Annotated in this window: 14 protein-coding genes; 6 read left to right on the forward strand and 8 right to left on the reverse strand. The window is 73.4% G+C overall.

The window, feature by feature from the left end:
* Nucleotides 1–59: 59 nt before the first annotated feature.
* On the reverse strand, nucleotides 60–902 hold the full coding sequence (locus tag ACFT55_RS14230) for a LysR family transcriptional regulator (protein ID WP_380244491.1): 843 nt from the start codon (nucleotides 900–902) through the stop codon (nucleotides 60–62).
* A 90-nt stretch (nucleotides 903–992) separates the two neighbouring features.
* Between ACFT55_RS14230 and ACFT55_RS14235 the strand changes: the two genes are divergently transcribed.
* On the forward strand, nucleotides 993–2,246 hold the full coding sequence (locus ACFT55_RS14235; protein ID WP_380244492.1) for an MFS transporter: 1,254 nt from the start codon (nucleotides 993–995) through the stop codon (nucleotides 2,244–2,246).
* On the opposite strand, the gene ACFT55_RS14240 is transcribed toward ACFT55_RS14235, so the two are convergent.
* The gene (locus ACFT55_RS14240; RefSeq protein ID WP_380244493.1) at nucleotides 2,219–3,697 is read right to left on the reverse strand and encodes an SH3 domain-containing protein; all 1,479 of its coding nucleotides are present in this window, start codon (nucleotides 3,695–3,697) and stop codon (nucleotides 2,219–2,221) included. The two genes, ACFT55_RS14235 and ACFT55_RS14240, sit on opposite strands and share 28 nt — an antisense overlap.
* 240 nt (nucleotides 3,698–3,937) lie before the next feature.
* Between ACFT55_RS14240 and ACFT55_RS14245 the strand changes: the two genes are divergently transcribed.
* Both ACFT55_RS14245 and ACFT55_RS14250 read left to right on the forward strand, forming a co-directional pair.
* Nucleotides 3,938–4,519 carry a hypothetical protein gene (locus ACFT55_RS14245; RefSeq protein WP_380244494.1) on the forward strand — a complete coding sequence of 194 codons (582 nt, stop codon included), beginning with the start codon at nucleotides 3,938–3,940 and terminating at the stop codon, nucleotides 4,517–4,519.
* Nucleotides 4,520–4,697: 178 nt separating this feature from the next.
* Nucleotides 4,698–5,114, forward strand: a complete 417-nt coding sequence (locus ACFT55_RS14250; RefSeq protein ID WP_380244495.1) for a VOC family protein — start codon at nucleotides 4,698–4,700, stop codon at nucleotides 5,112–5,114.
* 30 nt (nucleotides 5,115–5,144) lie between these two features.
* Here the strand turns inward: ACFT55_RS14250 and glmS are convergent, their stop codons facing one another.
* Complete coding sequence (gene glmS, locus ACFT55_RS14255) at nucleotides 5,145–6,995, reverse strand: glutamine--fructose-6-phosphate transaminase (isomerizing) (RefSeq protein ID WP_380244496.1); 1,851 nt, start codon at nucleotides 6,993–6,995, stop codon at nucleotides 5,145–5,147.
* 41 nt (nucleotides 6,996–7,036) lie between these two features.
* Entirely contained in the window at nucleotides 7,037–7,297 is a 261-nt protein-coding gene (locus ACFT55_RS14260; RefSeq protein ID WP_380244497.1) for a hypothetical protein, read from the reverse strand.
* A gap of 202 nt (nucleotides 7,298–7,499) precedes the next feature.
* Between ACFT55_RS14260 and ACFT55_RS14265 the strand changes: the two genes are divergently transcribed.
* Nucleotides 7,500–8,021 (forward strand): hypothetical protein, encoded by a 522-nt coding sequence (locus tag ACFT55_RS14265; RefSeq protein WP_380244498.1) that lies wholly within the window; start codon nucleotides 7,500–7,502, stop codon nucleotides 8,019–8,021.
* Entirely contained in the window at nucleotides 8,021–8,434 is a 414-nt protein-coding gene (locus tag ACFT55_RS14270; RefSeq protein ID WP_380244499.1) for a hypothetical protein, read from the forward strand. Before ACFT55_RS14265 ends, ACFT55_RS14270 begins: the two co-directional genes overlap by 1 nt.
* 26 nt (nucleotides 8,435–8,460) lie before the next feature.
* On the opposite strand, the gene ACFT55_RS14275 is transcribed toward ACFT55_RS14270, so the two are convergent.
* Nucleotides 8,461–9,516, reverse strand: a complete 1,056-nt coding sequence (locus ACFT55_RS14275; protein ID WP_380244500.1) for a YdcF family protein — start codon at nucleotides 9,514–9,516, stop codon at nucleotides 8,461–8,463.
* Nucleotides 9,517–9,585: 69 nt separating this feature from the next.
* On the opposite strand from ACFT55_RS14275, the gene ACFT55_RS14280 reads away from it, so the two are divergent.
* Nucleotides 9,586–10,002: a VOC family protein gene (locus ACFT55_RS14280; RefSeq protein WP_380244501.1), complete on the forward strand. Its 417-nt coding sequence runs from the start codon at nucleotides 9,586–9,588 to the stop codon at nucleotides 10,000–10,002.
* Nucleotides 10,003–10,006: 4 nt separating this feature from the next.
* Here the strand turns inward: ACFT55_RS14280 and ACFT55_RS14285 are convergent, their stop codons facing one another.
* The 3 genes from ACFT55_RS14285 to ACFT55_RS14295 are packed head-to-tail and all read right to left on the reverse strand — an operon-like array spanning nucleotide 10,007 to nucleotide 12,457.
* Nucleotides 10,007–11,257 carry an MFS transporter gene (locus ACFT55_RS14285; RefSeq protein ID WP_380244502.1) on the reverse strand — a complete coding sequence of 417 codons (1,251 nt, stop codon included), beginning with the start codon at nucleotides 11,255–11,257 and terminating at the stop codon, nucleotides 10,007–10,009.
* Nucleotides 11,254–11,856: a TetR/AcrR family transcriptional regulator gene (locus tag ACFT55_RS14290; protein ID WP_380244503.1), complete on the reverse strand. Its 603-nt coding sequence runs from the start codon at nucleotides 11,854–11,856 to the stop codon at nucleotides 11,254–11,256. The genes ACFT55_RS14285 and ACFT55_RS14290 overlap by 4 nt, the downstream gene beginning before the upstream one ends.
* Nucleotides 11,849–12,457, reverse strand: coding sequence for a sugar O-acetyltransferase (locus ACFT55_RS14295; protein ID WP_380244504.1), 609 nt, complete (start codon nucleotides 12,455–12,457; stop codon nucleotides 11,849–11,851). Before ACFT55_RS14295 ends, ACFT55_RS14290 begins: the two co-directional genes overlap by 8 nt.
* Nucleotides 12,458–12,519: the final 62 nt, after the last annotated feature.

Genomic DNA, 12,519 nt, shown 5'->3' on the forward strand with positions numbered 1-12,519 from the left:
GTTCACGTTCTGAGTGTTCAGAACGTGTACAACCACCTGTTCGGCAGGGTCACGACGGGTCAGACGGCGGCGACGACGGCGGGCGGGTGGTCCCGGTCGGGCCAGGCGACGCCGAGGCGGCGCGTCGCGCGCGGCCGCAGCGGCACGTAGACGGGGTCGGCGGCGTCGGGCCGCTCGGGGCGCGGCAGCACGGCGACGCCCAGGCCGGCGGCGACGAGGCCGCGGATGGTGTCGACCTCGCTGGACTCGAAGGCGATCTCGACGTCGACGTCGTGCTCGTCGAGCATGCCCTCGACGACGCCGCGCAGCTCGGTGGTGCGGGAGAACGCGACGAAGCGCTCCCCCTGCAGGTCGGCGATGCCCACGCCCGCGCGGGCGGCCAGCCGGTGGGCGGGCGGGACGGCGACGCACAGGACCTGCTCGTGCAGCGGCCGCCACCCGGTGCGGCGGCCCGGGGGCGGCGGCGTGACGAGCGCGAGGTCCAGGACGTCGTCGTCGAGCCAGCCGAACAGGTCCTGGGCGAAGCCCTGCCGCAGCTCGAAGCGACGGTCGGGGTCGTCGCGGCGCAGGTCGGCCACGATGCGCGGCACCCACCAGCGGGCCACGGACTGGAGGAAGCCGAGGCGCACGGTCCGTGCGCCGAGGGCCTCCTGGCGCACGTGCCGGCGGGCCACCTCGATCTCGTCCAGCACCCGTGCGGCGTCGGCCCGGAAGCCGAGGCCGGCGCGGTTGAGCGCGATGCGCCGCCCGTGGCGACGGAACAGCTCGACGCCGAGCCCCGCCTCCAGCCGGGCCAGCGTCCGCGAGACGGTCGACTGGTCCACCCGCAGCAGCGCCGCGGTGTCGCGCGTGCTCTCCGTCTCGCACAGCGACAGGAACACCCGCAGCGTCTGCTCGTCCATCCGGCACCTCCCTCGTCAGATGCGATCTTCGCATCAGGTGCGGCATCCGCATCATTTTGCGCATCGACGCCGCAGGTGCACCGTGGGTCGGTGACCACCGCCCCCGCCGTCCAGGCCCCGCCCCTGACCGGCCACCGCCCCGGGTCGCGGGCGTACCGCCGCACGCTCCTGGGGCTCATGGCCGGCGGGCTCGCGAACTTCTCCCTCCTCTACTACGTGCAGCCGCTGCTGCCGCAGGTCGCGGCGCACTACGACGTCTCGGCGGGCGCGTCGGCGCAGGTCCTGTCGGTGACGACGGCGGCGATGGCGGTGGCGCTGCTCGCCGTCGGGCCCGTGGCGGACCGGTTCGGCCGGGTCGAGGTGATGCGCTGGTCGCTGCTCGCGTCCGGCGTCCTGGGGCTCGCCAGCGCGTTCGCGCCGACGTGGGGCAGCCTCCTCGTGCTGCGCGGCCTCGCGGGGGTCGCGCTGGCGGGCCTGCCCGCCGTGGCGCTCGCCTACCTGCGCGAGGAGATGCACCCGGGCGCGCACGCGCGCGCCAACGCCGCGTACATCGCGGGGACGGCGGTGGGCGGCGCGGTCGGCCGGCTGGTGCCCGGCCCGCTCGCGGCCCTCGGCGGCTGGACCCTGGCCACGGAGGTCCTCGGCGTCACGACGCTCCTCGCCGCCGGAGCCCTGTGGGTGCTGGTCCCCCGGCCCGTCCGGTTCACGCCGCGGCCGCTGCGCCTTGCCAGCGTGGTCACCGGCACGGCCTCCGCGCTGCGGGACCCGGTCGTGGCACTCCTGTGCGCGGTGGGGTTCGCCAGCATGGGGACGTTCGTGGGCGTCTACAACGCCGTCGCGTTCCGGCTGGAGGCGCCGCCGTTCTCGTTGGGAAGCGCCGTCACCCTGGTGTACCTGGCGTACCCGGTCGGCATCGTCACCCCGTCCGTGGCCCAGCTGCTCGCCCGACGGCGCGGCCGCGGCACCGCCGTGGTGACCGGCCTGCTGCTCCTCGTCGTCGGGGTGGCGCTGACCGCGCCGCCGTCGGTGACGACGGTCGTCGTCGGCCTCGGCGTCCTCACCGTCGGGTTCTTCTGCGCGCACTCGCTCGTCAGCGGGTGGGCGGTGGACCGCGCGCACCGGCAGGGCCGCGGCACGGCGCAGGCGTCCAGCGCCTACCTCTTCGCCTACTACGTCGGCAGCGCCGTCATGGGCGCCGTGACCACGCACGTCTGGGAGGACGCCGGGTGGGCCGGCGTCGTCACCGTGTCCTGCGCCGCGACCGCCGTCGCGATCACGGCGGCGGTCGCCGCGGCCCGCCTGGACCGGGCGCCGGGTCAGCGCGGCCTGGTCGCCGACAGGTAGGCCGTCGAGACGTAGCCGGTGCGCCCACCGACGGTGACCTTCTGCCAGCCCTTCGACGCCGCTCCGCCGTGCGTCACCTTCGTCCCGCGCGCCAGGCGGGTCAGCACGGTGGACGACGTCGACGGCTTCGAGCGCAGGTTGAGCGACGGGACGGTGACGTACGAGTACCGGGCCGCGGGCGTCGTCGTGCCCGGCGTGGCCGACGGCGCCTTGGCCGTCAGGTAGGCCGTCGCCACGTAGCCCGTGCGCGTGCCCGCCTTGACCTTCACCCAGCCCTTCGACGGCGTCGCCACCTGCGTCACCTTCGTCCCGCGCGCCAGCCGGGCCAGCACCGTCGACGACGTCGACGCGCTCGACCGCAGGTTGAGCGACGACGTGTTCACGTACGCCACCGTGGCCGTCGGCGTGGTGGGGGTGGTCGGCGTCGTCGGCTTCGGCGCGGTCGACGTCAGGTATGCCGCCCACACGTAGCCCGTGCGCGTGCCCGCCTTGATCCTGACCCAGCCCTTCGACGACGTCGCCACCTGCGTCACCTTCGTCCCGCGCGCCAGCCGGGCCAGCACGGTGGACGACGTCGACGCGCTCGAGCGCAGGTTGAGCGACGCGACGGCCACGTACGACGTCTTCGTGACCGGGGCCGTGGGGGTCGCCGGCGCCGTGGTCGCGGGCCGGCGGGGGCTGACGTAGGACGCCGAGACCCACCCGGTGCGCGACCCGTACCGCACCTGTCGCCAGGTGCCGGAGGCGGCGCCCGGCTTCGCCGTGAGCATCCCCGCCCGGGGCACGACGGCGAGCACGGCCGTCGACGTCGAGGGGCCGGAGCGCAGGTTGACCTGGCTGGTCGCCCAGTAGGTGCACGACGTGGGCGTGCTGCGCACGGCGACGCGGGTCGCGGTGGCACGGAGGTCGACGCCGCGACCCTTGAGGTAGCTGAGCGGGTCGGTGTGCGTCGCGCCCGCGCCGTAGGTGCCGTTCCACACCTCCAGGTGCAGGTGCGGTCCGGTGGCGGTGCCGCTGGAGCCGACGTCGGCGATGCGCTGGCCGGCCTTGACCCGCTGGCCCGCGTGCACGTACCGGTCGCCGTCGACGACGTGCCCGTACACCGACGAGACGGTGCGCCCGCCGATGGTGTGCCGCACCACCACCCACTGCCCGAAGCCGGGGGTGGCGCCGGCACGCAGCACGACGCCGTCGGCGATCGCGCTCACCCGCACCCCCCGGCCGGCGCCCATGTCCTGGCCGAGGTGCCAGGTCGAGGCGCCCGCGACGGGCATGCACCGGGGGCCGTAGTACGACGACAGCGAGTAGGTCCGCGCGGGCAGCGGCGCGACGACGCCGGAAGCGGCGTCTGCGGGAGGGGCGAGCAGCGCCGAGCCTCCGACGAGGCCGAGCGAGAGCGCCCCGGCCACCACGACTGCGCCGAGGCGCTGCTGAACCGACGATGTCTTCACGAGCGCCCCCTGGCACCATTCCGATCACGATCGACGTGTCGGGTTGACATCGTCATCAGGAAGGTATGTCGAAACGGTTCGTTGCGCGCGGCGAACGTCTCCCTCGACCGCCGGACCCTGGCGGGGGCGATCCCTGAGCGACCCTGAGCCTGCCGTACTCCCCTGGGCGTACGAGCGCCCCGCGCAGTTCCGCTCGGGGGTCGATGCCGGGACCACCGAGGCGTTCGTAGCGTGCTGGACATGACGCACCAGCCCTCCTCCCCGCCCCGCCCCGACGCCAATGCCGCCCTCGCGGACGTCACCACCTCCTCCGCCCGCCGCTACCGCGGCGTCGGCGCGCTGGCCGTCGCCGCCGTCGTCGCCGTCACCACCTCCGCGTGCGGCGCCATCACCGAGGCCCTGCAGGACCGGAACGCCGGGCACACCAAGGAGTTCTCCTACGACAGCGGCGCCAGCGGTAAGGCGGCCGACGTGCTGCCCGCGTGGGTGCCGGACGACGCCTCCGACGTCCGCGGCGTCTTCCGCACCACGGGCGACGAGGTCATCCTCACGATGGACGCCGACCTGGCCGACCTGCCCGCCGCGTGCTCGGCCGTGGACGCCGACCACCCGCTCGTCGCCGTCCCGGCCCGCGACGGCCTGACGGTCGAGGACTACCGCGTGGACTCCACGCTCAGGGCGACCTGGTGGACGACGGGGCAGGAGCAGGAGGCCACCCGCCTCTGCGACGCCTGGTGGGTGGGCGCCCAGGACGGCGCCCTGTTCGCGTTCACGCCCGAGCTCAAGGCCGTCAAGATCGAGGACCAGCCCGACCCGGTCTGACGTGCAGGAGCCGGACGGTTCGCACACCGGTCCGGCTGCCGCAGCTGCGGGACTTCACCCGGCGCAGCGGTCGGCGGGAGCAGCGTGCGCCGCGCGCCGGACGGATGCTGGAGAGGTCCGGCACCCTCGTGCGGCTCCCCACGCCCGGGGACCGGCGGCGCGAAGGAGTGGAACGGCGATGGACACGACTCGGCGCGGGTTCTCCAGCTTCTCGGTGGACGACCTCGACGCAGCCAGCAGCTTCTATGCGGACACCCTCGGGCTCCGCGTCACGACCCTCGACGAGGGCATGGGCCTGGTGCTCCACCTCGGCACCGGTGCCCCGGTGTTCGTGTACCCGAAGGAGGACCACGCCCCCGCGGCGTTCACGGTCTTCCACCTGGCGGTGGACGACGTCGACCCGGTGGTGGACGACCTCGTCGCGAAGGGCGTGACCCTCGAGCGGTACGACGGGTTCGACCAGGACGAGAAGGGCGTCGCGCGCGGCTTCATGGAGGGCGGCGACGGCGCGTGGTTCACCGACCCCGCGGGCAACGTCATCGGACTTATGGACGGCGAGGGGGTGCGGCAGCTCCTCGACGAGCTGGGCAGCTGACCGGCTGCCGCACCGCCCCCGCCGGCGTCGTCACTCGACGGTGACGGACTTGGCCAGGTTGCGCGGCCGGTCCACGTCCTCCCCGAGGGCGACGGCGGCGTGGTAGCCGAGCAGCTGGGTGGGGATGGTCAGCAGGATCGGGTCCAGCTCCACCTCGTTGCGCGGCACCTCGATGCGCCGGGTCGCGGCGTCCCCGAGCTCCACGCCCGGGTGCGTGATCGCGACGACGGCGCCACCACGGGCGCGGATCTCCTGCGCGGCGGTGATGTTGCGCTCCAGCAGGTCGTCGGCGGGCATGATCGCCACCGTCGGCAGCTCGGGGCTGATGAGGGCCAGCGGACCGTGCTTGAGCTCGCTGGTCGGGTACGCCTCCGCGTGACGGTAGGTGATCTCCTTGAACTTCTGCGCGCCCTCGCGCGCCACCGGGTAGCCGCGCACCCGGCCGATGAAGAACAGGCTCGGCGCCTCGGAGAGCACCTTCGCGGCGCTCGCGAGGTCCTCCTCGTCGCCCAGGATCTGCGAGATCTGGCCCGGGATCGCCCGCAGGCCGGCGATGATCCGCTTGCCGTCCGCGAACGACAGGTCGCGCACCCGGCCCAGCGCGAGCGCGAGGAGGGCGAACCCGACGCCCATGTGCGTGAGCGCCTTCGTCGACGCCACCGCCACCTCGGGGCCGGCGTGCAGGTAGATCCCGCCGTCCACCTCGCGCGCGATGGAGGAGCCGACGGCGTTGACGAGCCCGACGACGGTGCCGCCCTTGCGCTGCACCTCGCGGACGGCGAACAGCGTGTCCGCGGTCTCGCCGGACTGGCTGACCACGACGTACAGGGTGCTCGGCTCGATGATCGGGTTGCGGTAGCGGAACTCGCTCGCGGGCTCCGCGTCCGCGGGGATGCGGGCGAGGTCCTCGATCATCGACGCGCCGAGCTGACCGACGTAGTAGGCGGAGCCGCAGCCGAGGATCTTCACGCGCGCGAACCGACGCAGCTGGCGCGGGTCCAGGTTGAGGCCGTCCAGCTTGGCCGTGCCGAACCGGTCGTCGAGGCGGCCGGACAGCATCCGCTCCACGGACTCGGGCTGCTCGTGGATCTCCTTGTGCATGAAGTGGGCGTGGCCGCCGAGCTCCAGCTCCTCCACGGTGAGGTCGATGGTGACGGCGTCGCGCGCCGTGTGCTCCTCGTCCGCGGTGAAGGTGCGGAAGCCGTCGGCGGTGACGGAGGCGAAGTCGCCGTCGTCGAGGAGCACCACCTGGCTCGTGTGCCGCACGATCGCCGCGGCGTCGGAGGCCACGAACATCTCGCCGTCGCCGACGCCGAGGAGCAAGGGCGAGCCGTTGCGCGCCACGACCACGCGGTCGGGGGCCTGGACGTCGACCACCGCGAGCGCATACGTGCCGTCGATGTGTCCGACGGCGGCGCGCACGGCGTCCTCGAAGTCGAGCCCCTTGCCGTCCTGACCTGCGAGCTCGCGCGCGACCAGGTGCGCCACGACCTCGGTGTCGGTGTCGGAGGTGAGCTCGACGCCGTCGGCCGTGAGGCGGGAGCGCAGCGCGTGGAAGTTGTCGATGATGCCGTTGTGCACCACGTGCACCCGGCCGTCGTACGAGGTGTGCGGGTGCGCGTTGCGCTCGCTCGGCTCGCCGTGGGTGGCCCAGCGGGTGTGGCCGATGCCGACGGTGCCGGCCAGGCGCGCCGGCAGCGCGGCCTCGAGGTCGCGCACGCGGCCCTTGGCCCGCACGACGCGCGACGGGTGCGCCGTCGAGCGCGGGTTGAGCACGGCGATGCCCGCCGAGTCGTAGCCGCGGTACTCCAGGCGCGTGAGGCCCTCGACGAGGACGGGTGCAGCCTGCTGGGGGCCGACGTAGCCGACGATTCCGCACATGGGACGGGTGCTCCTAGCCGTTGAGGTGTTGCCGTGGATGTCTAGCCGTAGATGGTGCGCCGGACCTGGCGCTCGGTGAGCGCGGGCGCCGCCACGAGGCGGTCCCGCAGCTCGGCGACGATCAGCGCGTAGATCTCCTCGTTGCGGTGCCCGTAGGTGCGCAGCGACGCGTGCCGGCGACGCACGTAGTCCTCGACCGGTTCGCGGTACCAGGCGAGGACGTCCTCGACGACGCGAGCAGCCTCGGCCGGGGAGAGTCCGGTGGAGGTCGCGATGCGCGCGACGAGATCAGCGTCGGTCACCGGGACATCATGCGCGTCCTCGCCGCGACATGCCACATGGTGCCCGAATTCGGGCAGAATCGAGGGCGCTGACCGGGAGGCGTCGGCACGTGCGGGCCGCGAAGGCCTTGCAAGATCTGCACGACACACAGGATCTGAAACGTGACGTGCAGGTCTTGCACGACGCCCGCACCGCCTCCCGGAGCGACCTAACGTCACCGCCATGACGACAACGACGAGACCCCCGGCACAGCGCCTCGCCACCGTGACCGTCGCGACCCTGGCCCTGTTCGGCCTGATGTTCGCCGGCACCGTGACGACGGCACAGCCCGCGGACGCGGCGACGACGTACACCATGGTGGACAAGAAGCTCCGCAACAAGCGATACATCCAGTACCGACAGGAGCTCGGGTCGTGCTCCGTCTCGAAGTCGGGATATCGCTGCAGGATCAGTCACACCGACGGGGCGACGCGAACGATTGGACTCTCTCTTGGCTCCACGCGTAGCTGGGTCGCCGGGCAGTTGCACATCGACAAGTCCCGGACCGTTTCTTCTTCCGTCGCCTGCACCTCGGGCAAAATGAAGAAGGGCCAGGTGCTTCGCGCCTACCCAGTCGGGAAGCTGTACTCCTACAGGATCCGCAAGCTCTCCGTCCCGGTCGGCTGGGGCGGCTGGTTCTCCTACACGACAAGCAAGACCAAGTGGGCATTCGATCCTCAGAAGAACGGGATTCACTGCCGGTGATGCGCATCTTGACTGCGCTCGTCATGACGGCGGCTGCCGGACTGACTCTCGCAGCCTGTACGACCGCCAACCAGACCGAGGCACGCCCCTTGGACTACTTCCTCGGACGCACGCTCGACGTCGCCTGGGGCGACCTCTCCACCGAAGGCGACATCGAGGTACGGGAAATCGACATGACTGCCCGGTTCGGCGGCGAGCCGAGTTTTGGTGACGATGGACGTGGCCAAGAGGCGTACGGCGAGTGGACCGTCCTCGCACTCTGTGCCGACGCCACCACGGTGGCCGATGCCCATGCCGTCGAGTTCGGGATCATCCCGACGACGCTCGCGACGACCGAGGTGGTGAGGGATGCGGAGGCCGGCAGGTACGACCACGACATCACCTGCCTCGGCCTGACGCACCGGCCTGCGTAGAGGCCGGCACGTCGCCGTCGTCGGCGCTACAGGCCGGCGACGGCGACGACCGTCGCCAGCCCCGCGACGAGGGCGACGCCGACGGCCGCGACCACGTGCACCCGCGGCCGGCGGCGCAGCACCGCGACGAACTCGCGCAGGTACGCGCTGGGGAAGAAGTAGCCCGCCGTCGGCGCACCCACGGCGTGGACGTCGAGGCCCAGGTCCATCGCCTCGAGGGCGGCTCGGGGGGCGTGGTAGTTGTTCGTGGCCAGGAGGTACGGGCCGGGCGTCCCGTGCTCGCGCAGCAGGGCGACGCCGAGCGTGAGGTTCTCCCGCGTGGTGCGCGCGCGGTCCTCCACCAGCACCTGGTCGGCGGGCACGCCGCGCGCGACCAGCCACTCCCCCATGACGGCGCCTTCCGGCCGGTCCTCGTCCACCCCCTGGCCGCCCGACGGCACGATCGGCACGGGCGAGCCGTCCGCGCCGAGGCGCCGGGCCGCGGCGACGCCCGCGGCGAGCCGGGCCGCGAGAAGTGGCGGCACCCGGCTGCCCACCACCTTCGAGCCGAGCACGATCACCCCGTGCGCCGGCACCCCCGCCGCGTACCGCCGGTACAGCAGCGTCTGCGCGACGAAGCCCAGGAACACGAACCCCAGCCAGGCCGTGGCCAGCACCAGCCCGACGACGAGCCCGAGCGCCCAGGGGACGTTCAGCACCACGGGCGCGACGACGACGAACGGCGCTGCCAGCATCGCCAGCCCGACGAGCAGCGACAGCAGGTTGCCGAGGCTGCGCCGTTCCCGGCGCACCATCGTCAGCCCGTTGACGACGAGGAACACGGGCAGCGCCAGGAGCCCGAGCGCGAGCACCCCGAAGAGCGCGAGAGCGAGCCAGCCCAGGACGGTCGCGCCCCCGGGCGCCAGCGTGACGAGCTGACCGACCAGCCCCGCCCCGGTGTACACGACGGCGATGGCGAGGAACCCGTTGCGCAGCCGACGTCGGTCGGCGCGCAGCGACAGGGCGAGCCAGCCGCCCCAGAAGGCGAAGGCCGCCACCGACAGCACGACGGACCAGACGGTGGCGTTGACCTCGGCACTCACGCCCGCAGGATAGGCGGGCGAGGGCAGAAAGGCCTGGTGGGCGCCATGGAGCCGTGCTCTGATGCCTCCATGACCTCGCGCATCTCGCACACGACGTTCGACGCCCACGACGCCTACGCCCAGTCCGAGTGGTGGAAGCAGGTGCTCGGCTACACGGACGTGCCCGGTGACCCCAACCTGCCCGGGCACGTGGAGTGCATGATCGTGCCGCCGGCCGACCACGCCGCCCCCGCCGAGAGCCACGGCCGCGTGCTGTTCATCGAGGTGCCGGAGCCGAAAAAGGTCAAGAACCGCCTCCACCTCGACCTGCGGCCCACGGACCGCACGCGCGACGAGGAGGTCGATCGCCTGCTCGCCCTCGGCGCCACGCAGGTCGCGGACCGCAGGACCCCCGAGGGCGGCTGGGTGGTGCTGGCCGACCCGGAGGGCAACGAGTTCTGCATCCTGCCCAGCGACGCCGAGCTCGCTGCCGCCGGCGACGCCTGAGCCGTCAGCGCCGGGCACCCGGTGAACGGCGCGTGCTCAGCACCGTCGCGGTGAGCACGACCACCAGGCCCGCGAGCGGGACGACGAGCAGTCCCGCGCGGATGCTGGTGGCGTCGGCGACGACCCCCACGAGGGGCGGCGTCAGCAGGAAGCCGAGACGCATCAGCCAGGTGACGACCGTCAGGCCGGTGCCGGCGCGCAGCCCTGGCAGCTCGTCGGCCGCGTGCATCGCCGCCGGGACCACGGTGGCGACACCGAACCCGGCGGTGGCGAAGCCGGCCACGGTGCCGGGCACCGACGGGAACGCCAGCGCGAGGCCCATCCCCAGGACGACGAGCACGCCGCCGGCGCGCACGACGGCGCGCTGGCCGAAGCGATCGACGAGGCGGTCCCCCGTCGCCCGGCCCACGAACTGGGCCGCCATGAAGGCCACGAACGCGGAGGCCGCCACTGCGCCCGCGGCGCCGAGCGCGTCCGACAGGTAGACCGCGGCCCACGAGTTGCCGGCCTCCTCGACGACCGTGCCGCCGATGGCGAGGAGGACGAACGCCCCGAGCACCAGCGTCGTCCGGCCGGACGGACGGCCCACGACCGCCGACGGGCGCACCTCGTCGGAGGCACCGTCGGCACTGTCGGCGTCGACAGGTCCGTGGTCCGCGACCCGGCCGTCGACCCCGGGCAGGCAGAAGCGCAGCGCGACGACGGCGACGGCGCTGAACAGGGCGCCGGTGATCGCGAGGTGGACGCCGCGAGGCAGGTCGAGCGCGATGGCGCCCGCTGCCATCGCGCCGCCGACCACGCACCCCACCGACCACAGGGCGTGGAAGGAGTTGAAGATCGAGCGGCCGTAGCGGCGCTGCACCCGGAGCCCGTGCGCGTTCTGGCCCACGTCGGTCAGGGCGTCCATCGCCCCGGCGGCGAACAGGGCGCCGACGAACGCGGCGGTCGTCGGCGCGACGCCCGCGCACAGCACGCCCACGCTCGTGACGACCGTGCCGAGCACCGCCACCCGGGCGGAGCCGAGCCGGCGCACCAGCATCCCCGCGAACAGGCCGGAGGCGATCGCGCCCGCCGGGAAGGCGATCACGGCGAGCCCGTACACGGTGTTGCTCAGCGCCAGGTCGGCCTTGATCTGCGGGTAACGGGGCAGGAGGTTGGCGAACAGCGCGCCGTTGGTGAGGAACAGTGCGGCGACCGCGACGCGCGCACGGCGTGCCACCTGGTCCGGTCCGCGCATCGCGGCGGGCGTGCTCATGGGGTCGTCCGCGGGGGCGCGGGGGCCGGCCCGGGCCCGCCCACGACGCGCAGGACGGCGTCGCGGACGTCGGTGTCCACCGGCGGCTTGCTGTCCAGGGCGCGATGGATCGTCATGCCCTCGATCAGCGCGTCGAGGATGCGCGTCGTGGTGGGATCGAAGTGGCGCTCGAGCGCCGCCCGGCTGCGCCGCATCCAGGTGGAGGTGAGGGTGCGGTAGGCAGGCTCGCGCGCCGCGAGCGTGTACAGCTCGTGGGTGAGGACGAGGTCGCGCGACGTGCCGAAGACGTCGTGCGTGATGAGCCGGACGACGGCGTCGACGGCGGCGTCGCGGTCCGCGGCCTCGACCATGCGCCGCTCGAACGTCGCCGCGAACTGCTCGGCGAACCGTCCGAACGCCTCGCGGAGCAGGTCCTCCATCCCGTCGAAGTGGTACGTCATCGAGCCGAGCGGCACGTCCGCCGCGGCGGCGACCCGCCGGTGCGAGGTGCCGGCGACGCCGTGCTCCGCGACCACGGCGAGGCACGCGTCGATGATCCGGTCCCGGCGCGCGGGGTCGGCCCGACGCGCCCGTCGGGGGGCCCCGTCGCCGTCAGGCACGCGCTGCCTCGTCGACCTCGGCGATGTCCCGCACGACGCGGGCGGGATTCCCCACCGCCACGACGTTCGCCGGCACGTCCCGCGTGACGACCGACCCCGCGCCGATGACGGAGTTGTCGCCGATGGTGACGCCCGGGCAGACGATGACGCCGCCGCCGAGCCACACGTTGTCGCCGAGGGTGATGGGCCGCGCCGCCTCGAGCTTGTCCCGGCGGGGCGTGGGTTCCACGGGGTGCGTCGGGGTGAGGAGCTGCACGTTCGGACCGATCTGGCAGTCCTCGCCGATGACGATCGGCGCGACGTCGAGCGCGGTGAGGTGGTAGTTGACGAACGTGCGCGCGCCGACGTGGAGGTTCTCCCCGTAGTCGACGAACAGGGGCGGGCGGATCACGGCGTCGTCGCCGAGCGTGCCGAGCAGTTCCACCAGGACCTCGCGGCCCGCCTCGGGATCGCGCGGCGCGGTGCGCGCAAAGTCGTCCTGGAGTCGTGCGGCACGGCGAGCACGACGCTCGATCTCCGGGTCGTCCGCGACGTAGAGGTCGCCCGCGAGCATGCGCTCGTGGTTGCTGCGCGGGTCGTCGGCGAAGTGGTCGGTCGTCATGCGAGGAGAGTAGCGCGCACTATGTACGTTCGTACACACACGGGTGCCGCCCCACCTGGGAG

It is taken from the genome of Isoptericola sp. NPDC057191 (assembly GCF_042670225.1).
GTDB lineage: Bacteria > Actinomycetota > Actinomycetes > Actinomycetales > Cellulomonadaceae > Isoptericola.